We start from the raw sequence: 26,970 nt of genomic DNA, 5'->3' as shown, positions 1-26,970 counted from the left end.
TCCGGTCAGGCGGGGGACCGGACCCTTCCGAAGGTCGTGTGTCGGCGCAGCCGGAAGCCCAGTGACTCGTACAGGCGGATGGCCGGGTGGTTGTCGGCGGCGGTGTGCAGCAGCGGGGTTTCGCCGCGTGCGCGGATGCCGGCGGCCACCGCCCGGACCAGGCGGGTCGCCAGGCCACGGCCGCGGTGGGCGGGGTCGGTGCAGACCGCGCTGATCTCGGTCCAGCCGGGCGGGTGCAGGCGTTCGCCGGCCATCGCGATCAGCACGCCGTCCTGCCGGATGCCGAGGTAGGTGCCGAGTTCGACGGTGCGCGGCAGGAACGGCCCGGGCCGGGTGCGCCGGACCAGGTCGAGCATCTCCGGCACGTCGGCGCCGGTCAGGACGACCGCGCCGGGGTCGGGTTCGGCGCGCAACGCGACGTCGACCAGTTGGACGCCGCCGACCTCGGTCAGCAGGGTCCAGCCGGGCGGCGGGGCGAGATCCTCGCCCGAGAGCATCAGCTCGGCGCCGGGACCGACGAGGCCCCGCAGGTCGTCCCAGGCGCCGGGCTCGGCCGGGTCGGCCAGGGTGTGGAACGGCGCCACGTCCGGGTGGTAGCGCGCGGCCCGCCCGTTGACCTGCGCGAATCGGGCGTGGGCGCCGCGCAGCGCGGCCCAGACCGGGTTGTCCAGGATCCCCGGGTCGACGGTGGTCATCGGGCGCCCGATGCGACCGGGTCGCGCTGGGGCACCGACAGGCCGAGGTGGTCGCGCAGGGTCGTTCCGGTGTAGTCGGCGCGGAACACGCCCCGCTCCTGCAGCAGCGGGACGACGGTGCCGGCGAACTCGTCCAGCCCGTCCGGGGTGACGTGCGGGACCAGGATGAAGCCGTCGGCGGCGTCCTTCTGGACCAGGTCGTCGATGCTGGCGGCGATCGTGGCCGCCGTGCCGATGAAGGTCTGCCGGCCGGTCACCTCGATGATCAGTTCGCGGATCGACAGGTTGCCGGCCTCGGCGCGCTCGCGCCACTCGCGCGCGGTGGCGAGCGGGTCGCGGTGCATCCGTACGCTGGCGCGGCCGCGCGCGATGTGCGACTCGCCGACGTCGGGGTCGACGTCGGGCAGCGGGCCGTCGGGGTCGTAGGCGCTGAGGTCGCGGTTCCAGAGCTGTTCCAGGAAGCGCAGCGCGGTCTGGCCGCTGACCTGCTGGCGGCGGATGATCGCGGCCTTCTCGTGTGCGTCGGCGTCGGTGTCGCCGATGGCGAAGGTCGCGGCGGGCAACACCAACAACTGCTCATGGGTACGCCCGTAGGCGGCGAGCCGCCGCTTGACGTCGGCGTAGAAGGCCCGCCCGGCCTCCAGGCCGCCATGCCGGCTGAAGATCGCGTCGGCGGTGCGGGCGGCGAACTCGCGTCCGCCGTCGGAGTCGCCGGCCTGCAGGATCACCGGGTGTCCCTGCGGGCTGCGGGGCACGTTGAACTGCCCGGCGATCTCGAAGTGTGCGTCGTCGTGGCGGAAGGCGCCGATGCGTGGGTCCTCGATGAACAGGCCCCGGTCGCGGTCGGCGACGATCCCCGGCTCGGGCCACGAGTCGAACAGTTCCGTCGCGGTCTCCAGGAACCGGGTGGCCCGGCTGTAGCGGTCGTCCTCGGCGAGGTACCCGCCGCGCCGGAAGTTCTCGCCGGTGAACGCGTCCCACGAGGTGACCACGTTCCAGGCGGCCCGGCCGTCAGAGAGGTGGTCCAGGGTCGCGAACTGCCGGGCCACCTCGTACGGCTCGTTGAAGGTCGAGTTGATCGTGCCGGCCAGTCCGAGCCGGTCGGTGACCGCCGCGAGGGCGGCCAGCACGGTGAACGTGTCCGGCCGTCCCACCACGTCCAGGTCGTAGATCCGGCCGGCCTGCTCGCGCAGCCGCAGGCCCTCGGCGAGGAAGAAGAAGTCGAACTTCGCGCGCTCGGCGGTCTGCGCGAGCCGTACGAAGGAGTCGAAGTCGATGTGGCTGCCGGAGCGGGGGTCGCTCCACACGGTGGTGTTGTTGACGCCGGGGAAGTGCGCGGCCAGGTGGATCTGCTTGCGGGGCCTGCTCATCGTCGCTCCCAGAGACTCAGCTGTTGGCGTATCGGTTCGCGGGACGGGGCAGGCCGAGCAGGCCCCGCAGCGTCGTCGCCTCGTACGCGTGACGGAATGCGCCCCGGTGCCGCAACTCGGGCACGAGGGCGCGGGTGATGGCCTCGAGGTCGTCCGGCAGCGTGCCCGGGCGCAGCCGGAAGCCGGTCAGGCCGGCGGCCCGCCACCGCAGCAACAGGTCGGCGAGGCCCCGCGGCGTACCGGTGAACACGGTGGCGTCGGAGGCGAACGCGGCGCCGGCGAGGTCGTCGAGGCGCGCCTTGCGGTCGCGGGCGCCGGCGTCGGTGTCGCCGAGAAAGACGACCAGGTCGGCGAAGACGTGCACGGTCTCGTCCGCGCGGCCGGCGATGGCCTGCTGCTCCCGGACCTCGCGCACGATCGCCTCGCCGTGCGCGGCGTCGGCGGGTGTCACGTACACGATGTCGGCGCCGCGGGCACCCAGCCGGTACGCGATGGTGGCGTGCGCCAGGGCGGTCACCGGCGGCTGCCCCTGCGGCGGCCGGGGCGTGATCGACGGGCCCTTGACGCTGAACCTCGCACCCTTGAAGTCGATGTAGTGCAGCTTCTCGCGGTCGATGAACCGGCCGGTGGCGGCGTCGCGGATCTCCGCGTCGTCCTCCCAGCTGTCCCAGCGCGGGCGCACCACCTCGATGTGGTCCGCCGCCTCGTCGAAGAGATCGCCGAGCAGGTCCTGCACCTCGGGGGTTTCGAGGTCGTCGATCCGGATCGGCGGGATCGTCCGCCGTCCGAAATGGGCTGCCTCGTCGGGCCGGCCGGACACCTGTGCCCGCCAGCCGGCCCGCCCGTTGCTGACGTGGTCGAGGGTGGCGATCGCCTTCGAGATGTGGAACGGCTCGGTGTGGGTGACCGTCGCCGTGGGTACCAGGCCGATGTGCCGGGTCAGCGGTGCCACGCGCGCGGCGACCAGCACCGCGTCGAGTCGCCCGCGTACCTGGTCGGTGCGGTCGTCGGGGCCGTCGCGCCGCGACGACTGCAAGCCCAGGGAGTCCTCGATGGTGACGAGGTCGAGCAGGCCGCGCTCCGCCTCCCGTACGAGGTCCGTCCAGTAGCCGGGCCGGAACAGCTCGGCCGGGCGGGCGTTCGGTGCGCGCCAGGCGGCCGGATGCCATCCGGCGCCGTCGAGCGCCACGGCGAGGTGTATCGGTGTGGCTTCGGGCATCGGTGCCTCCGCAATCACGGTTGGCGATGACCCTAGAGCGCGGACGTCGCGCCAACAAGTTCTATCGACTTAATATGCATTACGCTCTCTTGCCTATATCCTAGTTCAACTATAGGAATAGGCTAGTCGGAACGTCGCAGGAGGCCTTCGATGACTGTGCCGCTGTCCATCCTGGATCTCGCACCGATCGTGTCCGGTGGAACCGTCGCCGACGCGCTGCGCCGCACCCTCGACCTGGCGCGGCGGGCCGAGCAGTTCGGTTACCACCGGTACTGGGTGGCCGGGCACCACCTCACACCCGGCGTGGCCAGCTCGCAGCCGGCGGTGCTGCTCGGCCAGATCGCCGCCGTCACCGAGCACATCCGGCTCGGCTCCGGCGCGGTGCAGACCGGCTTCCTGACCCCCCTGGCGGTGCTGGAGCAGTTCGGCCTGCTGGACGCCCTCCACCCCGGCCGGTTCGACCTCGGACTGGGCCGTTCCGCCCAGCGCCGCACGTCGGCCCTGGACGCGCCGCCGGAACGGCCGACCGAGCCGCGGGTCGTCGACGGGCTGCTGATACCGCGATCCTTCTCGTTCGCGCCGATCCTGCGGTCGGCCCGCTCGGCGCTGTTCGCCAAGCTGTTGCAGCAGCCCGGCGCCGTGCCCGCCGACCTGGACACCGTGGTCGGCGACATCGAGACGCTGCGCGCCGGGCCGTACACCGACGGGCTGGGAAACGAGGCCCGCGCCGTGCCGGGGGAGGGCGCCGACCTGCAGGTCTGGATCCTGGGCAGCAGCGGCGGCGAGAGCGCCCGGGTGGCCGGGGCGCGCGGGCTGCCGTTCGCCGCGAACTATCACGTGGCGCCGGCCAAGGTCCTCGAGGCGGTGGAGGCCTACCGTGCCGCGTTCCGGCCGTCGGCGGTCCTGGACCGGCCGCGGGTGATGGTGTCCGCGGACGTGCTGGTGGCCGACGACGACGACACCGCACGCCACCTCGCCACCCCGTACGGGCTGTGGGTGCGCAGCGTGCGCACGGGCGCCGGCGCGATCCCGTACCCGAGCGTCGAGGAGGCCGCGGCGCATCCCTGGACCCCCGCCGACCGGGACCTGGTCGCCGACCGGGTGGAGACACAGTTCGTCGGGTCACCGCAGACCGTCGCGGAGCGGCTGGAGACCCTGCGCCGGGTGACCGGAGCCGACGAACTGCTGGTCAGCACCATGACACACGACCATGCCGACCGGGTCCACTCCTTCGAGCTGCTGGCCAAGCTCTGGCACGGCTGAGCGCCCGATCCGGACGGCCGGGTTGCGCGGGCGTGGAAGAGTTACGGCCATCTATGGGAGCCGGGTCGCGAGGCCCGGCCGACGGGAGGGCCCTCTGTGCGCCTGAGAAAACTGCCAACAACGCTGCTCGCCCTGGGGACGGTTGCCGCGCTCGTCGCGGTCGCGCCCACCTCGGCGTCCGCGGCGCCCGGCCCGGGAGCACCACCAGCCCGGGTTGCAGCGAAGCCGACCAGCATCACCCTGATCACCGGGGACCGGGTGATCGTCGCGGCGGACGGCAGGACCAGTGTCGAGGGCGCGCCCGGACGGGCGGGAACCCGGTTCGTCGGCCGCAAGACCCGCGGGCACCAGTACGTGATCCCGGTGGACGCGCTGCCGCTGCTCCGGGACGGCCGGCTCGACCAGCGGCTGTTCGACGTGACCGCGCTGCGCGACTTCGGCTACACCGGCGAGGCCGAGTTGCCGCTGCTGGTCGCGTACCCGAGATCCGGAAGCCGCAAGGGACCGGCCGGCGCGAGGGCGGCGACCGGCGCGACGGCCCGGGTATCCCGCGACCTGAGCGGGGTGAGCGCACTCGCGGTGCGCGCGCAGCGCACCGCGCGGGCTGACCTGTGGAACTCCCTGACCAGGGGCACGGCCACCACCCGCGCCCTTCGCCCGGGCATCGAGCGGATCTACCTGGACGGTAAGCGCAAGATCGACCTGGACGTCAGCGTGCCGCAGATCGGCGCGCCCGCGGCCTGGCAGTCGGGCCTGGACGGCACCGGCGTGACCGTGGCGATCCTGGACACCGGCATCGACGCCACCCACCCGGACTTCGCCGGGAAGATCGTGGCGAGCGAGAACTTCACCACCGACCCGAGCACCGACGACCTCGTCGGCCACGGTACGCACGTCGCCTCGATCATCGCCGGCAGCGGCGCGAAGTCCGGCGGCAAGTACAAGGGTGTGGCGCCCGGCGCGAAGCTGGCGATCGGCAAGGTGTGCGAGACCGACTTCTGCGATGAGTCGGCGATCCTGGCCGGCATGCAGTGGGCGGCGAAGACCGCCCCCGTGGTCAACCTCAGCCTGGGCGGCGGTGACCTGCCGGGCATCGACCCGCTGGAGCAGGCCGTCGACGACCTCACCGCGGCGTACGGGTCCCTGTTCGTGATCGCGGCCGGCAACGAGGGCGGCACCGCGACGGTCGGCTCGCCCGGCAGCGCCGACTCGGCGCTCACCGTCGGCGCGGTCGACGACGAGGACCAGCTGGCCGTCTTCTCCAGCCGCGGCCCCCGGGTCGGCGACGACGCGATCAAGCCGGACATCACCGCGCCGGGCGTGGACATCGTCGCGGCCGGTGCGGCCAACGGCCAGATCGGCACGCCCGCCGCGGAGGGCTACGTCAGCCTCTCCGGCACCTCGATGGCCACCCCGCACGTCGCCGGCGCGGCGGCGATCGTCACCCAGCAGCACCCCGGCTGGTCCGCCAAGCAGCGCAAGACCCTGCTGATGGGCGCCGCGAAACCGACCGACGGCGTGGACGTCTTCGGCCAGGGCGCGGGCCGCGTCGACGTGGCCCGGGCGGTGCGCCAGTCGGTGTCCGTCGACGAGGGCAGCGTCAGCTTCGGCCGGCAGGAGTGGCCGCACGACGACGACGCGCCGGTCACGAAGACCGTGACCTACCGCAACGGCGGCACCGGGCCGATCACCCTGTCGTTGTCGCTCGTGGGCGACACCGGCACCTTCTCGCTGGCGGCGACCAGCGTCACCGTGCCGGCCGGCGGCACCGCCACGACCACGGTCACGGCCGACACCCACGGGCCCGGCACCGACGGCTTCAAGACCGGCCGGGTCGTCGCGACCGGCGCCGGCGACGTCCGGGTCGAGACCCCGCTCGCGGTGAACCGCGAGGTGGAGAGCTACGACATCACGCTGGTGCACCACGGCCGGGACGGTAAGCCCGCCGAGCACCTGACGGTGCTGAGCCGGCTGGGCACCCCGTCGGCCTACGACGTCTCCAGCGACGCGGCGGTCGACAAGCTGCGGGTGCCCAAGGGCGAGTACGGCCTGTTCAGCTACCTCTCCTCCGAGTCGGACACGACGATGCTGATCCAGCCGAAGCTCGTGGTCGACCGCGCGGCGACCCTGCAACTGGACGCGATTCACGGCAAGCCGGTGAAGATCATCGTGCCCCGCAGGGACGCGACGCCGGCCCTGGTCGCGGTCAATGCCGACTGGGTCGGCGACACGTGGTCGGTCGGCGCCACCGCGGTGTCCGGCACCGGCGACGACATCTTCGTGGGGCAGCTCGGCCCGCGCACCAGGCAGGCGGGCTTCTACGGATCGGTCAATGCGGCCTTCGCGAAGCTCGACGCGGCGGGGGAGACCTTCCGGGACACCCCGTTCACCTACAACCTCGCGTACCTGAACAAGGGCGCCTTCTACAACGGCGTCGTCAAGCGCGTCCGCACGGGCGAGCTGGCCACGGTGAAGTCCGGCTTCGCCCGGGAGGCCAAGGGCGCCACCGGCGCCAAGTTCAACTGGGCCGTGCTGGGACCGGACATCGGGGTGTGGACCGTCGGCATCCCGCTCCGGCTGCCGTCGGGGCGCACCGAATATGTGAACACAGACGGCGGGGTCGCCTGGTCGGGCGAGTTCGACCAGGAGGTGCAGAGCGACCCGGAGAGCTTCCCCGAGCTGCTCAGCATCGCGGTCTCGCCCGACAAGCGGTACCGGGCGGGCCGGACCTACCGGGAGGACTGGAACCGTGCGGTGTTCGCCCCCTCGGTCGCCGGCAAGGGCGCCGTGGCGGTGCGGGTCGAGAATCTGATCGCGTCCGGCGTCCCGCTGTTCGGCGACGGCCTCGGGCACCAGGGCGACGCCCGCACCGTGACGGCGCGGACCGCGCTCTACACCGGCGGCAAGCTGATCGGCGAGCAGCCGCTCGGCTACGCCGAGTTCGAGGTGCCGGCGGGCAGCGCCAGGTACCGGCTGGAACAGTCCGCCACCCGCGGTGCGCCGTTCCGGTTGTCGACCTCGATCTCCGCGGCCTGGACGTTCCGGTCGGCAACGGCCGGCGAGACCCCGGTGCGCCTGCCGCTGTCGACCGTGCGATTCAGCCCGCGCGTCAACAGCAGCAACGTGGCGCCGGCGGGCCGTGCGTTCGTCATCCCCGTCACGGTGGAGCGGACGGCAGATTCGGCGGCCAAGCGCAACCGCGCGCTGACCGTCGAGTTCTCGACCGACGGCGGGCGCACGTGGCACAAGGCCCCGGTGCGCGGAGCGGGCGACCGGCGGACGGTGCGGGTGACCAACCCGCGGACCGGGTTCGTGTCGCTGCGCGCCAAGGCCACCGACGTAATGGGAAACACCGCCGAGGTGACGGTGCTTAGGGCGTACCAGGTCGGGTAAGGATCGAAGCAGGCGGGCGGTGGGCGACGGCCCACCGCCCGGCCTCGCCGACACAGCGAGGGGAGCGCCGGCATGCCGGCCGAGTTCTTCGACGACGTCGAGCGCGCGCTGCTCAGCGACCTGCTCGACGAGCTCGGCCCCGAGGCGCCGACGCTGCTCGCACCCTGGACGACCCGCGACATGGCCGCGCACCTGGTGCTCCACGACCGCGATGCGCTCGCCGCACCCGGCCTCGTCCTGGCCGGCCCGTGGGGCCGGTTCGCCGAGCGACGGCGACGGCAGCTCGCGCAGCGGGACTTCACCGCGCTCACCGCCACCGTGCGGTCGGGGCCTTCGCGTGGCTTCTTCCGGATCGGCTGGGTGCGGCGCTTTCCCGGCCTCAACGAATTCTTCGTGCACCACGAGGACGTCCGCAGGGCCAACGGTCGCGGCCCGCGAAACCTCGATCCCGCGATGGACGAGGCGCTGTGGCACAACGTCACCCGCAGCGCGCGGTTCCTCACCCGCCGGCTGCGCGGCGCGGGACTCGAGCTTCAGTGGGCCGGAACAACACACACCCATCCGGTACGGCGCGGAGAACCGACCGCCCGTCTCTCCGGATCCCCGGGCGAGCTGCTGCTGCATCTCTTCGGCCGCCAGGACGCCGCACGGGTCGAGCTGACCGGGACCGACGCCGCCATCAGCGCCGTGCGCCAGGCGCGGTTCGGCATGTGACGTCCTCGCCCGACCGGCTCATCGCCGGGTGCGTACCCACCAGGTCACGCTGACGGCGACGAGGCACACCGCGCCCAGCCCGGCGCCCCGGGAGAACGCGACGAACCAGGAGGCGGTGAGCAGCCCGTACAGGAAGCCGGCGGTCGCCGGAACCAGGACCGCCAGCCACGCCAGCACCCGGATCCGCCGCGGCAGCGCCTCGTCTTCCGTACGCCGGGGAGTGCCCCGCCACCAGACGGCGACCCACGCCACGACGATCGCGCCCCCGGCGAAGTCGCTGATGTGCTGTATCCACTGCCATCCCATCATCGAGCCGTGCCGAGACGCCAGCCACGGGAGCAGTTCCGGCCCCCACATCCAGTCGTGGGTGAAGGCGTCCCAGACGATGTGGGTCGCGGCACCGATCAGGACCCCGGCAAGCACCAGGGCGATACGCACCCCGGTCGCGCGGTGGAACGCGAGCCCCTTAGGAAGTCCGGCCGGAACGCGGCCGGACAAGGCGCGCGGCGCGAGCGCGAGCACGGCCGGGCCGAACAGCACCTGCCACAGGACGAAGGCGATCATGCCCATCACCAGGTCGACGGTGACGAGCCCCGACGGCGTGTGTGCGAAATGGACCACCGTCGGCACCGGCAGAATCATCGGCAGATCGGGCGTGATGGAGCCGATCACGAGAGCAGAACCGGGCAGTCCGTAACGGACGATCGGCAGCACGGCGGCCGGATGGACTGCGGTGAATGGCATTCCCCATTCTAGATCAACCGGGTAAATCACCCCGCTTCCATCGGCGCTATGCGGTGAGCGTGTGGTGCAGGTGGAAGCGCGTGACGCTTACCGGGCGTACCCCGGGCATGTACCGGACCCTGTCCCACAACGGACCCTGGGAGACACCCCCGCCGTGCGCCGCGAGCGCGCGGCGGTGGTCCTCGGCAGTCTCCCACTCCGCGTAGTTGAGGACGTGCCGGCCGTCGGTGCTGAGATGGAAGAAGCCACCGATGCCACCCGCCGGCAGGTTCTCGTCCCGCGCGAGCGCCTCGAACACGGCGTCCACCCAGGTCCGAGCCAGATCCGCACCCTCGGCGTCGACCCGGACCGCGACCATGGCGCCCGGCACCCGGCCCGCGTCGGATCGGCTGCCGCGGTAGAGGTGGTACTCGGCATGGTCGCGAAGCTCGATGCCCGGCACCGCCGCCTCTACGAGGCCGCGTTCGTCGGATGCCGCGCCCCGCCATTGCGAGTAATGCCGGATCAGGTCGCCGTCCGCGTCGACGAAGAGCGACGAGGCGAGCAGTGAGGTCAAGTCCGCGTATGGATCATCACGTCATCGTCGCTGATCTCACCGGGGGACGGCTGTCTGTTCGTCCGCGGGGAGGATGAGGCAGGTGCTCGAGCCGTGTGCCACGAGCCGGCCGCTCTCGTCGTTGATGGACCCCTCCGCGGTCGCGGTCCGGCGGCCGAGGTGGATCACCTTGCCGGAGGCCAGCAGGCGGCCGCCGTCGAGGGCGACCGATCTGATGAAGTTGACCTTCAGCTCGATGGCCGTGCAGCGCAACCCGGCCGCCAGCGCGCTGTGCACCGCGCAGCCCATCGCCGAGTCCAGCAGGATCGCGTAGGCGCCGCCGTGCAGCGTGCCGCTGAAGTTGGCGAACCGGGGCTGCGGCCGGATCGCGAAGACCACCGACCCGTGCTCGATCGAGACGACCTCCATCCCGAACAGGTCGCCGAGGTGCGGCGGGCGATCGCCCGATCCGGTCAGGGCGCGCAGCGACTCGAGCCCGGTCATCGTAGTCCTGCTCGCAGCCATCCCTGCTCCATCCGGGTTTTCGGTCAGGTGGTGGACATTCCGGGGATCGGTACGGGGTAGTCGCCGGTCATGCAGGCGGTGCAGAACCCGCCCGGCTCCGGCGAGATCGCGGTGAGCATCTGGTCGAGTTCGAGATAGGCGAGGGAGTCCGCGCCGAGGTGCTCGCAGATCTGCTCGACGGACATGGTGGAGGCGATGAGCTTGCTGCGGTCCGAGGTGTCCAGCCCGTAGAAGCAGGACCACCGGTACGGGGCGGACAGCACCCGCAGGTGGATCTCGGCCGCGCCGGCGTCGCGGAGCAGCCGCATCGTGGCGCGCAGGGTGGTGGCCCGGACGATGGAGTCCTCGACGACGACGAGTTTCTTGCCGGCGACGTTGTCGTCGATCGCGTTGAACTTGATGCGCACGGCGTTGTCGCGCAACTGCTGGGTCGGCGCGATGAACGTGCGGCCGATGTAGCGGTTCTTGATGAGGCCGTCGCCGTACTCGATGCCGGACTCGGCGGCGTATCCCTGGGCGCCGGGGATCGACGAGTCGGGGATGGGCATGACCATGTCGGCGTCGACGGGCGACTGCCGGGCCAGGGCCCGGCCCATCCGGCGGCGGGCGGCGTGCACGCCGATGCCCGCGAGCCTGCCGTCCGGGCGGGCGATGTAGACGAACTCGAATGAGCACAGTGCCCGGCGTTGCGGCGGGGCGAACTGGATGCTGTGCACGCCGTCGTCGTCGATGACGACGACCTCGCCCGGGTCGATCTCGCGGACGACGCGGGCGCCGACGACGTCGAGGGCCGGGGTCTCGGAGGCGAGGACCCAGCCGCCGGTCTCGCATCGGCCGAGGAACAGGGGCCGGAAGCCGTGCGGGTCGCGGGCGCCGATGAGCCGGGTCTCGTCCATGACCACGAAGGAGTACGCGCCCCGCAGCCGTGGCAGCACGGCGGTCAGCGCCGCGATCAGGTCGCCGTCGGCGTCGCCGGCCAGGGCGTCGGCGAGCAGCGCGGCGACGACGTCGCTGTCACTGCCGATGTCGGCGTCGTGCCGGCCGGCGGCGAGTTCGGTGGTGTTGACGAGGTTGCCGTTGTGGCCGAGGGCGAAGAACACGTCGCCGGCGTGGCGGGCGACGGGCTGGGCGTTGCACCAGGCGCTGGCGCCGGTGGTGGCGTAGCGGGTGTGCCCGATGGCCATCGTGCCGGGCAGGGCCTGCAGCCGGTGCTCGTCGAAGATGGTGGAGACCAGACCCATGTCCTTGTCGATCATGATCTTGGTGCCGTCGCTGACCGCGATGCCGGCGGACTCCTGGCCGCGGTGCTGCAGCGCGAACAGTCCGAGATAGGTCAGGTGTGCTGCGGGTTGTTGCGGGTCGCGGACCCCGAAAACGCCGCAGGCTTCCTTCGGGCCGTCGCTGCCATCTGCCACCGCGCCGACTATACGGACGAGGCCCGCCCGCGGCGAACCGGCGACCGCCACGTCCGGGTGGTTCCCGGTGACCGGCGGGTCAGTCCTGGGTGAGGGTGATCGTCACCTGGGCGACGGCCGGGTCGGCCATCAGGTCGCCGCGCAGCCGGCCGACCTGCTCGACCAGTTCGCCCGCCGTGCGGTCGCGTTCCGCCGGGGACGGAGTGATCCACAGGTTGATCAGCAGGTCGGAGGGCCCGACATAGACGGCGTGGATCTCGGTGAGCTCTCCCACCCAGTCGGCCCGGGTCACCCGGTCGCGGATGGGTTCCAGCACGTCCGGCGGCGCGGACTCCTCGAGCAGCAGGGATTTGCAGCGGCGGGCCAGCAGCGCCGCCACCGCGATCAGCAGGATCCCGATCACGACGCTGCCGATGGCGTCCCAGCCGGCCCAGCCGGTGAGCGCGTGCAGCAGCAGGGCGGCCAGCGCCACCGCCAGGCCGATCAGCGCGGCGGTGTCCTCGAGGAACACGGTTGTGGCGCTCGGGTCGGAGGCGCGGGCCAGGTGCTCGACCATCGAACGGTCCCGATCGCGGGCCTCGCCGCGGAGTTGCCGCCGGGCGGTGTGCCAGGAGTATCCCTCGAAGACCGCCGCGACGACCAGCACCCCGACGCCGATCCACAGCGAGTCCAGCGGCTCCGGCAGCAGCATGCTGCGGATGCCTTCGCCTATCGACAGGACGCCGCCGACGAGGAAGATGCCCAGCGCCGCGAGGAAGGCCCAGAAGAACCGCTCCTGGCCGTACCCGAACGGGCGCGCGGCGTCCGGCGGCCGGGTCGACCGGCGCAGGCCGACGAAGAGCAGCACCTCGTTGCCGGTGTCGGCGACGGAGTGAGCCGCCTCCGCCCACATCGACGCCGACCCGGTCAGCAGCGCCGCGAACGTCTTCGCCACCGCGATGACCAGATTGACCACCACGGCGACCACCACCGTGCGGGTACTCCCGCTCTTGCCCTCGCCGCCCACGGGCTGCCACTACCCGCTCGGCGGCAACCCCAACCGGACGCTAGCGGGCGGTCTTGCCCGGGAAGCGCTTGCCGAGGGTGCGGCGGTGCCCGGCGCGGGGAGTCGCCGCCGGCCTGTCGGCGATCTGCGGGCCGCGGTAGCGGCGGGCCTCGTCCGCCACCGTCTCGTCGGGGTCGTCCTGCAGCGCCTGCCGGATGTGCGACGGGATGACGGCGGAGGTGGCCATCGCGCGCCGCACGTCGGCGGACCGGTCGTTCAGCAGGGCCCGCAGGTCGGCCTCGTCCAGCTCGACCGCCCGCACCAGCGCGGCGCGGACGTCGGGCGAGGAGTCGTTGGCCAGGATGTGCCGCTGCTCGGCGGTGGTCTGTTCGTTGGCGGCGATGCCCTTGCGCACCCGCACGGTGCGGTCCGGGAGCAGCGCGGCGAGGACCTCCGGGTCGTACGTGTGCCGGGCGAGCCGCTCGCGGACCTCGGGAGAGACGTCGCCGACGAGGAGCGCGGCGAGCTCGGGCTCGAGCGCCTCCATCTCCGCGACCAGGCCGCGCAGCTCCTTGTCCTGCGCCTTCGCCATGAGCTGGCGTATCCGCGCATCGCATGACGGGTTGGCCGCGACCGCCCAGCGCACCTTGCGGTCCGCGTCGCCGACGAGGCGCAGCAGGTTTCCCTGTGAGGCGGCGGGGTTCCTCGCGACCGCCTGCCGGACCGTGCGGTCCCGGTCCCGGGCCAGGGGGCGCAGCGCCTCCGCCGGGGCGTCCGGACGGGCCGCGACCGCCGCGCGAACCTGGGCGGACGGGTCGGAGGAGAGCCCGAAGAGCACCGCGGGGCCGGTCTTCTTGTCCTGGGCGAGGGAGACCCGCGAGTCGAGGTTGCCGGTCGTGCCCTGATTTCCCATGGCCGGAATTCTCTCACGGGCCGGTCGGGCCGCCACGAGGGCTTGACCTTGAGCGCGCTCCAGGTCCTAGCGTCGATCTCATGCAGACCAGGAATTTCGGACGACTGGGCCGGATCAGCGCGCTGACCCTCGGTGGTGGCGGCATCGGCGGGGTCTGGGGTGGCCCCGACCGGGCGGAGGCGATCGCCACCGTGCACGCCGCCCTGGACGCCGGCATCACCATGATCGACGCGGCGCCCAGCTGCACACCCACCTGCGCCCGCGGGACCCGGCGGCGCCCGACCCGCCGGACAACCTCGGCTGGGAGAACTACCGGGGCGAGGTGGCCGCCGAGTTCGGGCGGCTGCGCGACGAGGGCCTGGTCCGGGCATGGGGCATCACCGCCGTCGGATACCCGGCGACCGTGCTCGACGCGCTGCGCGACGCCCCGCGCCCCGACGCCGCCCAGGTGATCGTCAACGCCCTGGACCTCAGCGGCGACCTGTGGGCGTTCGGCCCGCGGCCCGCGGCCAACGACGAGATCGTCACCGTGGCGCACGAGAACGGTGTCGCGGTGAGCGGCATCCGGGTGGTCGCCGCGGGCTCGCTCACCGCCGAGCAGTTGCGCGCGGTCATCGCGCTGCGTTGACCAGCTTCTCCAGGGACGGCACCACCGTGGCCGGCTCGGGCATCGCGGCGATCTCCGCCGCGACCTCCCGGGCCGCGACCCGCAGCGCGTCGTCGGTCAGCAGCCGGATCAGGTCGGCCGCGCCGATGGCCTTCGCCTCGACGGCCAGGCCCGCGCCGCGCCAGCAGCTCGGCGTTGTGCCTGCGGTCGCCCGCTCCGGGAGTGGTCAGCTGGGGCAGGCCCGCGGCCAGCCCGCCCAGCACGCTGCCCGCGCCGGAGTGGTGGATGAAGGCCGCGGCGTACGGAAGCACCTCGTTCAGGGGCACCCGGTCGACCGCGCGCACGTTGGCCGGCAGGCCGCGGGTGCTCGCCGGGCGGACCAGGACGAACTCGGCGTCGACCCGCGCGGCCGCGGCGATGACGGCGGGGCCGGGGTTGCCGTCGTTCGGGCCCTTGAGGGTGCTGCGGCTGACCAGGACGCGGGGCCGGTCGCCGGGGGCGAGCAGCCAGTCCGGGACCGAGCCGCCGCCGGAGAACGGGACCGGTCGCATCGCGATCGCCTCCCCGGCAGGCGCGTCGCGCAGGCTCGGCGGCGTGACCGCGATGGTCAGCCCGGGGCCGGGGATGTGCTGCCGGGCCAGGACCGAGCTGGTCGTCACCGCCCGGAAGAGGTCGGCGGCCGGCCACAGGGTGTTCTCCTGGAGCACCGAGGGGATGGACAGCCGCCCGGCCACGATGGCGCCGGCCTCGCCCAGCGGCTCGTAGACGATCAGGTCGGGACGTTCCCGCTCGGCCAGCTCCAGCAGCGGGCCGACCAGGGCCAGGTTGGCGCGGCCGAAGAGCTCGCCGATCATGGCGTGGCCTGGGGTGCCGCGCATCTCGGCGCGGGCGATGCCCGGATGGCGCAGCGCCACCCGGATCGCGCTCCGCGGCAGGCTGAAGGAGGCGCCGATGTCGGCGGTGCGCAGGCCGAGCACGTCGGGCGGGAACCCGCCGCTGGCGACGATCACGTCGTGTCCCGCGTCGCGGCAGGCCGCGGCGAGCGGGATCAGCGGCAGGACATGGCCTTGCAGCGGAGCGGCGACGAACACGATGCGCATGGGCCGCTTTATAACACTGTGCTACCGACCGTCGCGCTGCGGGCGTACTAGAAAATCCCGGACGAAATCCGTGCGGCGGTGTCGGATCGGGGCAGGGGTGTTCGTTGCAGGGGTGAGTGGCCGCCCGGCAGGGGCGGCTCGCCGAGAAGGGAACTCCGATCATGAAGCTGACGACCACCACGCAGATCACCCTCGACGGTGTGGTGCAGGGCAACGGCGGGAGAAACGAGAACCGCAGCGGCGGATTCGAGCGCGGTGGCTGGGCCAGGCAGCCCAGGCTGCGCAACGACGTGGCCCTGAACTGGATCAACGAGACCTACCAGCGCGCCGACGCGTTCCTGTTCGGCCGGCGGACCTATGACCTCTTCGCCGGCTACTGGGGCAAGCTGGAGCCGGGCAGCGGTCCCATCGCGGACGCCCTGAACGGCAGGCCCAAGTACGTCGCGTCGCACACGCTCACCGAACCGGGCTGGGCGGACACGACCGTGCTCGGCGGCGACCTCGCGGCGGCCATCGGCGAGCTGAAGGCCAAGCCGGGCGGTGAACTGCAGGTGCACGGCAGCGGCACGCTGATCCGCCGGCTGCTGGAGAACGATCTCGTGGACGAGATGAACCTGCTTCTCTACCCGGTGGTGGTCGGCCAGGGCCTGCGGCTGTTCCCCGAGGCCGGCCCGGACCTCGCGCTCGACCTGCTCGAGTCGCGGCCCTTCCCCAACGGGGTGACGCTGCAGGTCTACCGGCCGGCCGGGCGCCCGGAGTATGCAACCGACTGAAATCACCCGAATCGACATCCGCCTATTGACACGGGGGGTTCGGCGGAGTGAGGCTCGCTGCAATCTGTGACGTCCGCGTTACACGACCAGGGGGTCGTCGTGTCGAGGCATGTCGGTGGCGCTCGCTTGGCGGGCCTGTTCTCCTTCCTTCTGCTCCTGACCGGGACGCCCGGCGCGGCCCTCGCCGCGCCGCGGGCGCCGGACATCCGGGGGCAGAGCATCCGGGCGGGCCACCTGCGGGTGCAGGTGCTCACCGCCACGCTGCTGCGCCTGGAGTACGCCGCGGACGACGCGTTCGAGAACCGGCCGACCTTCAACGCCGTCGACCGCCATCCCGGGCGAACCTGGTTCACCGCCTCGACCAGCAACGGTGAGTTGCGGGTCCGCACCAGCGCGGTGACGTTGCGCTACCGGCTGGGCGGCGGGCCGGTGTCGCCCGCGAACACCACCCTGGAGCTGCGCGTCGGCGGCCGGGCGACAAGCGTGCACCCGGAGTTCGGGTCGCCGCCGCGGGACGACGCGCTCGGCGGCTGGTACCGCGGCCTGGACTACTACGCGGGGCAGGCCGGCCCGGCCGGCCAGATCGACCTGCACCCGGGCATGCTCAACCGCGGCGGCTGGTACCTGCTCGACGACACCCGCACCGCGCTGCGGTCCGGCGACGACTGGGTCGCGGCGCGCCCGGCGCGCACCGACGCCTACCAGGACGGCTACCTGTTCGGGTACGGCCACGACTACCGGCGCGGGCTGGCCGACCTGAGCACGCTCACCGGGCCGTCGCTGCTGCCGCCGAAGTGGGCCTTCGGCACCTGGTTCTCCAAGTACCAGGCGTACAGCTCGGCGGACTACGAACAGCGGCTGCTGCCCGCCTTCCGCGAGCATGGCGTCCCGCTCGACTCGCTGGTGATCGACACCGACTGGAAGGCGCCGAACCAGTGGGCCGGCTGGAACTGGAACCCCGCGCTGTTCCCGGATCCGGAATCCTTCCTCGACGGCCTGAACCGCCAGGGCATCGCCGCGACGCTCAACGTGCACGCCGCGATCTCCGGCGACGATCCGCGCTTCGCGCAGGCGCAGGCCACCGCGAAGGGCAAGCTCACCCCGGCGACCAGCAGCTTCGCGCCGAACCCCTACCGCTTCGACTGGACCGACCGCGACCAGGCCGCCGCGTACGCCGGACTGCACCGGCCGTTCGAGGACCAGGGCGTGCGGCAGTGGTGGCTGGACTACTGCTGCGACGACAGCGTCGCCACCACCCCCGGCGTCACCGCCGACAGCTGGATCAACGAGCTGTACCGCCGAAACGGGGAGGCCCGCGGGCAGCGCGGCTTCTCGCTGTCGCGGATCGGGGCGTCGTTCCCGGCGTATACGACGCCCGGCCCGTCCGGGCCGTGGGCCGAGCACCGCAGCACGGTGCACTTCACCGGGGACACCCGGCCGGACTGGGAGACCCTGCGGTTCGCCGCGGCGATGACGCCCGCCGAGGCGAGCATCGGGGTGTCGTACGTCAGCCACGACATCGGCAGCTTCGCCGGCAAGCACCTGCCCGACGACCTCTACCTGCGGTGGGTGCAGCTCGGTGCGTTCCAGCCGATCCTGCGGCTGCACTCCGACCACGGCGACCGGCTGCCGTGGGAGTACGCCGACACCGTCGGCAAGCCGGCCGCCGACTACCTGCGCCTGCGCGAGTCGCTGGTGCCGTACCTGTACACGGCGGCGCGGCAGACCTACGACACCGGGCTGCCGATGGCCCGGGCGCTGTACCTCGACTGGCCCGAGCTCGACGAGGCGTACCGGCACGACACCCAGTACCTGCTCGGCGATTCGCTGCTGGTCGCGCCGGTGACCGAGCCGGGCCTGAGCACGACGGCGCCGGTGTGGTTCCCGCCGGGAACCTGGACCGACTTCTTCACCGGTGAGACGTTCCGCGGCCCGGCCACCCGCACGGTCGCGGCGACGCCGGACCACCTGCCGGTGTACGCCCGGGCCGGCGGCATTGTGGCCCGCTCCCACCTGGCGGCCAACGTCGCCGCGCAGGCGCGCGACCGGCTCCGGCTCACCGTCTACCCGCACGCGTCGGGCGCCACCACGGTGTACGACGACGCCGGCGACGGCCTCGGCTACCGCGTCGGCCGGTACGCCCGGATCCCGGTGCGGTACCACGAGGGCCGGCGCTCGGCGCTGTCCGTCGGCCCGGTCGCCGGCGGCTACCCGGGCGCACCGTCGTCGCGCCGGTACACGGTCGAGTTCGCCGGGGTGTCCCGCCCGCACGTGGTCACGGTCGCCGGGCGTCCGGCGGCGTTCGCGTACGACAGCGGGAGGCACCTGCTCACCGTGGAGACGCCGGCCGTCGCGGGCACCCGGGCGGTGACCGTCACGCACGACGGCGATCCGCTCACCGTGGCGCAGCGGCCGGCCGTCGAGCTGACCTTCACCGCCCCGGACGGGCTGCAATCCGGCGCGACCAGCCGCCTGGTGACGACCGCGCGCAACGCCGGCCCGGGCACGATCCGGGCGCTGTCGGCGACGGTGAACGCGCCGGCGGGCTGGGTCGTCACCCCGCGGACGCCGGCCACCGCGGCGTCGCTCGCGGCGGGCGGCACGTTCACCGTCACGTACGACGTCACGCCGGCCGGCCCGTCGCCGCGTACCGCGAACGTCGTGGCGAATCTGGCGTACCGGAATCCCGACGGCGGCGCGGTGAGCCTGCCCGCCTCGCTGAGCGTCCCGATCCGGCCGGTCGACGTCACGTTCCGGGTGCGCGCCCCGGCGGGCACGCCGGCCGGCGCGACGCTCTACCTGCCCGGCAACATCGACCAGCTGGGGCCGTGGGATCCCGGCAAGCAGGCGATGACCGACCGCGGCGACGGGATCTGGGAGGCCACCATCACCGTGCTGGACGGCACCGACATCCAGTACAAGTACACCCGCGGCACCTGGGAGACGGTCGAGGAGTGGGGCTCGATCACCGGCACCAACAACCGCGACGTCACGGTGGACGGCGGCATCACCCGGACCATGCTGGTCGACGACACCTCCACCGCCTGGGACGAGCCCGGCGTGCCGGACACCCACCTGGCGATTCAATACTGGCGTGACCCGCTGGTGGTGTCCGCCACCGCGACGGCGACTGCGGCGACCATCGTGTTCCAGCGCGACATCCAGCCCACCGGCGCCGACTACGCCGGCTCGGTGAGCGTCACCGGGCCGGGCGGCGCGGTGCCGGGCAGCACCGCCGAGACGACGCCGGGCACGCTGGTGTGGACGCCGGCGGCGGCGCTGGCGCCCGGTGCCTACACGCTCACGGTGGCGCAGGTGAGCAGCACCGGGCCGGGCGGCGTGCCGATCCGTGAGCCTTACACGTCGGGGTTCACCGTGGGGTGAGCGGCGGCGAGGGCGGCGTCGCCCGGACCGTGCGATCAGCGGGAGTCCCGCAGGGCCTCGGCCATCCGGCCGACCGCCTCGGCAAGGGTCGCCTGCGAGCACGCGTAGTTGAGCCGCACGTGTCCGGCACCGCCGGCGCCGAACACGTGCCCGGAACTGAGCGCGACGCGGGCCTGGTCCAGGAAGAACCGGGCCGGGCCGGCAAGCTCCGACACCACGCCCGGTGCGCCGTCGGCAGTCGGGTCGTGCAGGCCCAATGACCGGCAGTCGAGCCACGCGAGGTAGGTGGCCTCGGGCCGCAGATAGCCGATCTCGGGCGCCTGCTCCGCCAGCAGCCGGCCCAGCAGGTCACGGTTGGCGGCGAGCCCGCCGAGCAACCCGTCCAGCCAGGGTTCGCCGTCGTTGAGGGCGGCGGTGTGCGCGAGGATGCCGAGGTGGCTGGGGCCGTGACTGACCTCCTCCGGCAGCCGCTGCAGGTCCGCGCCGGCGGCCGGCCCGGCGATGATGACGGCGGCCTTGAGGCCGGCGAGATTCCACGCCTTCGACGCCGAGGTCACGGCGAACGCGTCCTCGGCTCCGCGCACACTCAGGTACGGGGTGAACTCCGCGCCCGGAAGCACGAGCGGCGCGTGGATCTCGTCGGCGACGACCCGCACACCGTGCTCCGCGGCAAGCGCGGCCACCGCCTCCAGCTCGGCGCGGCTATGCACGACGCCGGTCGGGTTGTGCGGGTTGCACAGCAGATAGGCCGGCCGGGCGCCCTGTTCCCGGGCCACCGCGAACGCCTCCGCCAGGCTGCCGAGGTCGAGGCGGCCCCGCTCGTCGAGGCGGGCCTGAGTCACGCGCCGGCCGTCGTGCTCCACGAACGCGAAGAACGGCGGATAGACCGGCGCGTTGACCACCACGGTGTCGCCCCGGCCGGTGATCAGCCGCAGCACCTCCACGATGCCGAGCATGACGTCGGCGGCGATCGCCGTCCGCGCGGGGTCCAGGCCCGCCCAGCCCCACCGGCGGGCGGCGAAGCCGGCGAGCGCCTGCGCGTACTCCCGGCCGAAGGGGTAGCCGGTGTCTCCTCGGGCGATCGCGCCGGTGAGGACGCGCGCGATGGGCTCGGCGAGCGGCACGTCCATCTCGGCGACCCACATCGGCAGCACGTCCCCCGGATGCGACCGCCACTTCATGCTCGTACGTTCGCGCAGCTCATCGAGCGTCAGCTGCTCCAATGGGTTCACGTCGCCCCCGTCCTTCGAGACCTTGGGGGTACATGGTCGCCCAGATCGGCCCTCCGCCGCCGAACAAGGCGGGACGGGACGCCGGAGGCCACCATTGTTCGCCGGGCACGGCTGGCGGGCTGCCGGTGGTGCGGGGAGTTCGGGCTCCACGCTGACCGGACGACCTTCGGGTGCGCCGCTCCAACGGAGCGGGAGTCGAGCGCACCCTTGTTCGCCTCTGCTCAGGAGAGGGTGCAGTTCACTGCCGGGGTGGTGTTCCTGCCGTTCCAGGACGCCAGGAAGCCGAAGGTGGCCGTGGCGCCGGCCGGTAGAGCGCCGTTCCAGCTCAGGTTCCGGGCGCTCACCGCGGTTGCCGACTGCGTGACGGTGGCGTTCCAGGACTGGGTGAGGCGCTGTCCGTCGGCGAAGCCGAAGCTCGCCGCCCACCCGGCGCTCGTCGCGGCCGAACCGTTGCGGATCGTCACCTCACCCTGGAAGCCGTCGGCCCACTGCGACACCACCTTGTACGTCGCGGTGCAGCCGCCGGCCGGCGCGGTCGTCGGCGGGGTCGTCGGCTGCGTCGTGGGCGGGGTGGTCGCAGCGGTGGTGGGGGTCGTGGTGGGGATCGTGGTGGGCGGGGTTGTGCCGCCGCCGAGGACCCTGGTTACGGCGGGATACCAGGCGTCGGCCATCTTCTGGAAGCCGGTGTCGTTCGGGTGGGTGCCGTCGACGTTGTCGGCGACCGCGTCGTAGCCGGTCCACAGGTCGGCCACGGTGATCGGCGACTGCGCCGTGGTGAGTCCGGCGGCCCAGCCCGGGATCGCCTGGTCGAGCGCCGCCACGTCGGCCGGGCAGGTGGCGCAGGCGGCCGTGCTCATCGGGATGATCTGCGCCACGATGATCTTCATGTTCGGGTTGTTGGCCCGCATCTGGCCGACCAGCTTGGTGAACGCGTTCAGCTTGTCCTGCAGCGGGATGTAGCCGCCCCACATGTCGTTGGTGCCGAGGTGCATCATCACCACGTCCGGCCTGGCCGCGGCCAGCCACGGCGGCAACTGGTCGTTGTCGGCGATGCCGGTGGCCGAGAAACCGCCGTGTCCCTCGTGGTCGAAGTCGTAGGAGTAGCCGGGGTTGCAGCCGCCGCCGTCGGACTGGCCGCCCACGAAGTCGATGTTGGTGTAGCCGCTGGTCTGCAGGCGGTGCCAGAGCTTGGCACGCCAGCAGCCGGGGCCGGCGGTGATCGAGTCGCCGAGCGGCATGATCCGCACCGGCGTGGCGGCCTGGGCGGGGAGGGCCGCGGCAAGCCCGGGCACGGCGGCGGCGACGGTGACTGCGGCGGCGAGCAGGACGGTGCGGAACCTTCGCGACATGGGTGTCGCCTCCTGATGGCTGATCGAACGGCGAGGCCGCGGCGGCGAACGGCGACGGAAGCTCGGCGGGCCGCGCGAGGTGGTCGCGCGTGGCGGGCGGGGATGGGGCTCGACCGGCCGCGCGGGGGTGGGCGCGCGAGCCGGCCGAGGCCGTACGGATGAGGGTTAGGGGTTGACGGTGAGCAGGTGTGCCTTGAAGCCGGAGCCGTAGCTGTCGGTCGGCGTGCCGGAGTAGTCCTGGATCAGCACGTTGCCGCCGCTGCAGCCCCACGGGTTCCAGGTCCAGGCGAGGTAGCCGACGTTGTGGCTGTCCGCCCACGCCATCACCTGGTCGATGAAGTCGTGCGCGCACGAGTTCTGGCCGATCTCGCCGGCCACGACCGGCACCTGCGCGGCCACCGGGGCGATCTGGCTGTTCCAGCAGGAGGTGTTGGCGCAGGAGTTGAAGTTGTAGACGTGCCAGGCCGCCACCAGATTGCCGGCGGAGTCGGTCGGCTTGTAGGTCAGCCACTGGGTCAGGTCGTTGGACCAGGCGAGGCCGCCCAGCAGGATGACGTTGGTGGCGCCGGTGCCGCGGACCGCGTTGACCAGGCTCTGCATGCCGGCGACCTGGTAGGTGATGCCGCCGCAGGTGCCGCCGTCGCGCCAGCATTTCCATTCGTTGGCGGCGCTGGCGTAGTTGTCGGCGTTGTCCGGCCACGGCTCGTTGAACAGGTCGAAGAGGACCGCGTTGTTGCCCTTGAACGCGTTGGCGACGCCGGTCCAGAACTGGGGCGCGTACTGGGCGTCCGGCATGGGCTTCTGGCAGGTGGCGTTGACGTCCGTGCAGTTGCCGTTACCCCCGCCGCTGTAGCTGCCGTAGGACCAGTGCAGGTCGATGATCGGGTTGATGCCGTTGGCCACCAGCAGGGTGACGTAGTCCTTGACCGCCTGCTGGTAGGTGGCCCCGCTCGGCGTGCCGTTGGTGCCCAGCCAGCACTGCTCGTTGACGGGGATCCGGACGACGTGGATGTTCCACGTCTTCATCGCGTCCACCGAGGCCTGGTCGGGCTGCGCGCCGTCGAAGACGCCCTTGCCCTGCACGCAGGCGAACTCGGCGCTGGCCCGGTTGACGCCCAGCAGGCGGTAAGCCGTCCCGGCGGCGGTCACGATCTTGTTGCCGGAGACCTTCAGCGTGGGCGCCGAACCGCCGGAAGGCGGGGTGGTCGGCGGGGTCGTCGGTGGGGTCGTTGGCGGGGTGGTCGGTGGCGTGGTCGGCGGTGTGGTGGTCGGCGGTGTGGTGGTCGGGCTGCCGGTGCAGGTGACGCCGTTGACCTTGAAGGACGCCGGGCTCGGGTTGCTGCTGCCCCAGCTGCCGACGAATCCCAGCGAGACGGAGCCGTTGGTGGCGACGTTGTTGTTCCAGCTCAGGTTGGTCGCGGTTACCGCCGGGCCGGACTGGGACCAGGTGGCGCTCCAGCCCTGACTGACCTTCTGGGCGGCGTCGGGGAAGGTGAACTCCAGCTTCCAGGCGGTCAGCGGATCGCCGAGGTTGGTGAACGAGACACCGCCCTGGAATCCCCCCTGCCATTGACTGACGACCGTGTAGGTCGCCGAACAGCCGGCCGTCGCGGCCGATGCGGTGGACACGGCTGCGACCGCGCCCGTGGTGAGCAGGCCGGTGGCGGCCGCCGCCACGAGGGCAACGCGGTGTTTCATTGGGAGCTCCTCCCTTATCGATGCCGCTCTATGGGAGCGCTCCCAACATGTTCGGTTGGTAACTTAAATAAGTCAAGTTAGAACTCGCGGGCTGGCGCCCGGGCTATCCGGCCGAGCAGGGCGAACCCGGCGAGAGCCGGCAGCGTGGGCACGAGGTGCTCGAGCGCGAGTCAGATCGGGCAGTCCACCTCAGGCCCCGGCGAACAGGTCGCGCTTGCGGAATCCGGCCGTGGCGAAGCGGTACGCGGCCTTGGGCCCGGTCAGCCACGCCACCCGGCCGCCGTTCTTCGTCCCGGCGAGCACCCGGTCGGCGAGCCATGGCGTGACGGTCTCGACCCGGTCGGCGAGGATGTTGAAGATCTTCTTCGCCTTGTCGAACTCGGCGGGGGAGTAGTCCCGGGTCAGCAGGTCGGTCACCACCATCCCCGGCGAGAGCAGCGCGACCTTGACGGGGGAGCCGCGCAGCTCCTTGGCCATCGCGAGCGTCGCGTAGGTCAGGCCGCGCTTGGTCGCGCCGTAGGGGGTGAGCCCCGCGACGATCTGGCCGGTCGAGCCGAGCCCCTCCATGTTCCAGAGCGCCCCGTGGCCCTGCGCCAGCATCGCGCCGAGGACGACGGCGCTGGCCTGCAGCGTGCCGCGGAGGTTCACGTCGACCACCGCATCGATCTCGGCGGCCTCCAGCTCCCAGAGCGGCTTGCGGCTGGTGGAGAGCCCGGCATTGTTGATCCAGATGTCGACCCGGCCGAACTCCGCGACCGTCGCGTCCCACAGCTTGCGCACGTCGTCGCGCGAGGTGACGTCGGCGATCACGCCCAGCGTCCCCGGCGGCCCCTGCCCGGGCGACCGCCCGCAGAACGCCACCGACGCGCCGCGGTCCGCGAACGCGCGCACCAGGCCCTGCCCGATGCCGCGGGTGCCGCCCGTGACGACCACGACCGGTCCGCTCACGACGCCCAGATCGGCGGGCAGGGTCATTTCGGCTCCTCCTCGGTGCCCATCAGCTCGGACGCGGCCACGGTCGGGTGCTCGCCGCGGGCCTTGTGCACCCAGGCGCGGGCCAGTTCGGGGTTCTCCCGGCGGGCCGGCGAGGCGATCACGGTGGCGGTCCTCCTGGGCACGTCACCGGTGATCACGTCCTCGGCGGACAGCAGCCAGCCCTTCTCGGCGAGCTCCTGGCGGCGGCGCCGGTACTGCACCGCGATGAGGTCGCTGCGGATGTGCAGTTCGGCGCCGAGGTCGAAGGGCAGCAGCTCGGGCCGGACCTTGTCGACCACCTCGGCGTCCTGGTAGAAGATCTTGAGGGTGCGCTGGATGGCGTTCCTGTCGGCCCACCCGCCGGTGAAGAACGAGCGCAGCGCGACCCACTTGACCAGCGTGTGGGTGTCGTCGATCGGGATGTTCGTGTCGTAGATGACCAGGTCGCCGATCGGCAGCCGCACGTGCAGCTTGATCAGGTTCGGCAGCATCCAGCCGGCCGTGGTGGTGACCGGCGGCCGGTTGTTGAGGTCCTGGCCGCGCAGCCGGGCGAACCGGCCCCAGATGCCGCGCGGTGCCGGCGGGTACAGGTCGACGGTGGCGAACGCCGACCACTCGTCCGGCTGCTCGAGTTCGTAGTCGGGGACCTCGGGCCGCTCCGGATTGCCGAACGACCCGGCGTGCACGAACGGCGCGTGCGCGATGTCGCAGCCGTTCTCGAGGATCCGCTCGTAGTTGGCGTTCCACAGGAACTCGCCGGTGACCGCGCGGAACCGGCCGCCGTTCTCGACCAGGTCGTCGAACTCGGGCCACACCGGCATGGGCGGCCGCTCCTCCTCGGGCAGGTCGCCGAGGTAGACCCAGATGAACCCGTACCGCTCCTGGGTGGGGTAGGAGTCGACGCGGGCCTTCGCGGGCACAGCGCGGTCGGGTTGCGCGGGGATCTTCACGCACTGGCCGTCCGGCCGGTATTCCCAGCCGTGGTAGGGGCAGACGATGCAGTCGTCCTTGAGCCGGCCGCCGGACAGTGCGGCGCCGCGGTGCACGCACAGGTCGGACAGCGCGACGATCTTCCCGGACGGCGTTCGGTACAGGGCCAGTTGCTGGCCGAGCACGGTGATCGGGGCCGGCCTGGTCGTCACCCGGTCGCTGAACTCCACCGCGTACCAGAAGTTTTTGAGCATGTGGTTCCTACCTCCGCCGGGTGTGAAGCGTCGAAGTGGCCTTCTCCGCAGTTCGCCGACGCGAGTGATGCTGCCAAGACCAAGTCGCGTTTGGAAGAACTCCCACGTCTCGTTCCGGCCATCCGCACGAGGATCGCGCCCTCGACGGGCTGTGGCCGCCGGCGAGCCGGACTCGGCAACGTAGCCGACGACCGTGCCGCCGTCGATGCCGCGCGGCGTCGATCCGCGCGCCGCCGCCCGATCCGGTGCTACCGCCGCGCCCGGCGCGGGCGGTACCGTGCCGGTATCGGCCGGCTGACCTGTGGGAATCCGGGTGGATCTCTCCAGCGGAGGCGCGACGTGCGGACACCTGACCGGAGGGCGATCAAGCGGGGCGGGCTCATCGCCGCCGTCATCGGGGCGGGCCTGGCGGCCGAGATCCTGCTCGGCAACGTGGTCCGGCCCCCGGTGACCGACGACGACGGCGTCGCCGTCGTCGTTTCCTATCTGTGTGTCCTCGCGGCGATGTTCCTGGCCGGGCTGCTCGCCGCCCGCGACGGCGCCGGCCGCGCCGGCCAGGCACTGGCGGGGCTCACCGTCGGCGTGCTGATCGGTGTCCTGATCATCGCCACCTTCGTGATCGTCGACAACGTCTGGCTCGACGTCGTCGCCCGGCAGCAGGCGAAGATCGACGGTTTCGCGCACAGCGGCGCCGCCTCGATGCGCGCCTACCTCAACCACGCCCTGATCGGGCCCGGGCTGTTCTTCACCGCCGGTTTCGGTGCCGTCGGGGCGATCCTCGGCGGCCTCGGCGGCCTCGCCGGGCAACCGCCACGCGCTACCGCCACGGTCGGTCCGTCCCGGTAGCCGGCGCGGTTTAGGCGCCGCTGTGCGTCGCCCGCGTCGCGATCCGGCGGA

22 protein-coding genes and 1 pseudogene are annotated in these 26,970 nt (G+C 72.5%); 8 read left to right on the top strand and 15 right to left on the bottom strand.

Annotation, left to right across the window (positions count from 1 at the left end):
• Positions 1-5: 5 nt before the first annotated feature.
• The 3 genes from AB0F10_RS07725 to AB0F10_RS07715 are packed head-to-tail and all read right to left on the bottom strand — an operon-like array spanning position 6 to position 3,284.
• Entirely contained in the window at positions 6-695 is a 690-nt protein-coding gene (locus AB0F10_RS07725) for a GNAT family N-acetyltransferase (RefSeq protein ID WP_360621149.1), read from the bottom strand.
• Positions 692-2,065 carry an NtaA/DmoA family FMN-dependent monooxygenase gene (locus tag AB0F10_RS07720; RefSeq protein ID WP_360621147.1) on the bottom strand — a complete coding sequence of 458 codons (1,374 nt, stop codon included), beginning with the start codon at positions 2,063-2,065 and terminating at the stop codon, positions 692-694. The genes AB0F10_RS07725 and AB0F10_RS07720 overlap by 4 nt, the downstream gene beginning before the upstream one ends.
• 16 nt (positions 2,066-2,081) lie before the next feature.
• A complete protein-coding gene (locus AB0F10_RS07715; protein ID WP_360621145.1) occupies positions 2,082-3,284 on the bottom strand; it encodes an LLM class flavin-dependent oxidoreductase in 1,203 nt (400 codons plus the stop codon).
• Positions 3,285-3,434: 150 nt separating this feature from the next.
• On the opposite strand from AB0F10_RS07715, the gene AB0F10_RS07710 reads away from it, so the two are divergent.
• The 3 genes from AB0F10_RS07710 (at position 3,435) to AB0F10_RS07700 (ending at position 8,654) form a co-directional block, all read left to right on the top strand.
• The gene (locus AB0F10_RS07710) at positions 3,435-4,547 is read left to right on the top strand and encodes an LLM class flavin-dependent oxidoreductase (protein ID WP_360621143.1); all 1,113 of its coding nucleotides are present in this window, start codon (positions 3,435-3,437) and stop codon (positions 4,545-4,547) included.
• Between the two features lie 96 nt (positions 4,548-4,643).
• Positions 4,644-7,940, top strand: coding sequence for a S8 family serine peptidase (locus tag AB0F10_RS07705; RefSeq protein WP_360621141.1), 3,297 nt, complete (start codon positions 4,644-4,646; stop codon positions 7,938-7,940).
• A gap of 72 nt (positions 7,941-8,012) precedes the next feature.
• Positions 8,013-8,654, top strand: a complete 642-nt coding sequence (locus AB0F10_RS07700; protein WP_360621139.1) for a TIGR03085 family metal-binding protein — start codon at positions 8,013-8,015, stop codon at positions 8,652-8,654.
• 18 nt (positions 8,655-8,672) lie between these two features.
• On the opposite strand, the gene AB0F10_RS07695 is transcribed toward AB0F10_RS07700, so the two are convergent.
• From AB0F10_RS07695 to AB0F10_RS07670, 6 genes are all read right to left on the bottom strand, one after another.
• Positions 8,673-9,398: a DUF4184 family protein gene (locus tag AB0F10_RS07695; RefSeq protein WP_360621137.1), complete on the bottom strand. Its 726-nt coding sequence runs from the start codon at positions 9,396-9,398 to the stop codon at positions 8,673-8,675.
• 46 nt (positions 9,399-9,444) lie between these two features.
• A complete protein-coding gene (locus AB0F10_RS07690; RefSeq protein ID WP_360621135.1) occupies positions 9,445-9,954 on the bottom strand; it encodes a hypothetical protein in 510 nt (169 codons plus the stop codon).
• Between the two features lie 36 nt (positions 9,955-9,990).
• Positions 9,991-10,437, bottom strand: coding sequence for a PaaI family thioesterase (locus tag AB0F10_RS07685; RefSeq protein ID WP_360621133.1), 447 nt, complete (start codon positions 10,435-10,437; stop codon positions 9,991-9,993).
• A 44-nt stretch (positions 10,438-10,481) separates the two neighbouring features.
• Positions 10,482-11,873, bottom strand: a complete 1,392-nt coding sequence (gene purF, locus AB0F10_RS07680) for an amidophosphoribosyltransferase (RefSeq protein ID WP_360621131.1) — start codon at positions 11,871-11,873, stop codon at positions 10,482-10,484.
• 79 nt (positions 11,874-11,952) lie between these two features.
• Complete coding sequence (locus AB0F10_RS07675) at positions 11,953-12,879, bottom strand: cation diffusion facilitator family transporter (RefSeq protein ID WP_360621129.1); 927 nt, start codon at positions 12,877-12,879, stop codon at positions 11,953-11,955.
• 40 nt (positions 12,880-12,919) lie between these two features.
• Positions 12,920-13,771, bottom strand: coding sequence for a hypothetical protein (locus AB0F10_RS07670; protein ID WP_360621127.1), 852 nt, complete (start codon positions 13,769-13,771; stop codon positions 12,920-12,922).
• Between the two features lie 80 nt (positions 13,772-13,851).
• Here AB0F10_RS07670 and AB0F10_RS07665 point away from each other — a divergent pair, with 80 nt between their 5' ends.
• Both AB0F10_RS07665 and AB0F10_RS07660 read left to right on the top strand, forming a co-directional pair.
• Complete coding sequence (locus tag AB0F10_RS07665) at positions 13,852-14,223, top strand: aldo/keto reductase (RefSeq protein ID WP_360621125.1); 372 nt, start codon at positions 13,852-13,854, stop codon at positions 14,221-14,223.
• A complete protein-coding gene (locus AB0F10_RS07660; protein WP_360621173.1) occupies positions 14,115-14,399 on the top strand; it encodes an aldo/keto reductase in 285 nt (94 codons plus the stop codon). Before AB0F10_RS07665 ends, AB0F10_RS07660 begins: the two co-directional genes overlap by 109 nt.
• Positions 14,400-14,602: 203 nt before the next feature.
• On the opposite strand, the pseudogene AB0F10_RS07655 reads toward AB0F10_RS07660, so the two are convergent.
• Positions 14,603-15,478 (bottom strand): annotated as a pseudogene (locus AB0F10_RS07655) (glycosyltransferase); the annotation flags it as partial.
• A 161-nt stretch (positions 15,479-15,639) separates the two neighbouring features.
• Between AB0F10_RS07655 and AB0F10_RS07650 the strand changes: the two are divergent.
• Complete coding sequence (locus AB0F10_RS07650; protein WP_360621123.1) at positions 15,640-16,251, top strand: dihydrofolate reductase family protein; 612 nt, start codon at positions 15,640-15,642, stop codon at positions 16,249-16,251.
• 126 nt (positions 16,252-16,377) lie between these two features.
• Positions 16,378-19,635: a TIM-barrel domain-containing protein gene (locus tag AB0F10_RS07645; protein WP_360621121.1), complete on the top strand. Its 3,258-nt coding sequence runs from the start codon at positions 16,378-16,380 to the stop codon at positions 19,633-19,635.
• Between the two features lie 35 nt (positions 19,636-19,670).
• On the opposite strand, the gene AB0F10_RS07640 is transcribed toward AB0F10_RS07645, so the two are convergent.
• The 5 genes from AB0F10_RS07640 to AB0F10_RS07620 all read right to left on the bottom strand — a co-directional run bounded on the left by AB0F10_RS07640 (position 19,671) and on the right by AB0F10_RS07620 (position 26,073).
• Positions 19,671-20,816 carry an aminotransferase class I/II-fold pyridoxal phosphate-dependent enzyme gene (locus AB0F10_RS07640; protein WP_360621171.1) on the bottom strand — a complete coding sequence of 382 codons (1,146 nt, stop codon included), beginning with the start codon at positions 20,814-20,816 and terminating at the stop codon, positions 19,671-19,673.
• Positions 20,817-21,088: 272 nt separating this feature from the next.
• Complete coding sequence (locus AB0F10_RS07635) at positions 21,089-22,216, bottom strand: cellulose binding domain-containing protein (protein ID WP_360621119.1); 1,128 nt, start codon at positions 22,214-22,216, stop codon at positions 21,089-21,091.
• A gap of 165 nt (positions 22,217-22,381) precedes the next feature.
• Positions 22,382-23,914: a cellulase family glycosylhydrolase gene (locus AB0F10_RS07630; RefSeq protein WP_360621117.1), complete on the bottom strand. Its 1,533-nt coding sequence runs from the start codon at positions 23,912-23,914 to the stop codon at positions 22,382-22,384.
• Positions 23,915-24,103: 189 nt separating this feature from the next.
• Positions 24,104-24,889 (bottom strand): SDR family oxidoreductase, encoded by a 786-nt coding sequence (locus AB0F10_RS07625; protein ID WP_360621115.1) that lies wholly within the window; start codon positions 24,887-24,889, stop codon positions 24,104-24,106.
• On the bottom strand, positions 24,886-26,073 hold the full coding sequence (locus AB0F10_RS07620; protein WP_360621113.1) for an aromatic ring-hydroxylating dioxygenase subunit alpha: 1,188 nt from the start codon (positions 26,071-26,073) through the stop codon (positions 24,886-24,888). The genes AB0F10_RS07625 and AB0F10_RS07620 overlap by 4 nt, the downstream gene beginning before the upstream one ends.
• A 339-nt stretch (positions 26,074-26,412) precedes the next feature.
• Between AB0F10_RS07620 and AB0F10_RS07615 the strand changes: the two genes are divergently transcribed.
• Positions 26,413-26,919, top strand: a complete 507-nt coding sequence (locus AB0F10_RS07615; RefSeq protein WP_360621111.1) for a hypothetical protein — start codon at positions 26,413-26,415, stop codon at positions 26,917-26,919.
• Positions 26,920-26,970: the final 51 nt, after the last annotated feature.

Origin of the sequence: Actinoplanes sp. NPDC026623, assembly GCF_040638275.1 — a bacterium.
In the GTDB taxonomy this organism is placed as follows: Bacteria; Actinomycetota; Actinomycetes; order Mycobacteriales; family Micromonosporaceae; genus Actinoplanes.
Note: the sequence above shows the minus strand (reverse complement) of the source record. Positions and strands in the feature narration are given on the sequence as shown.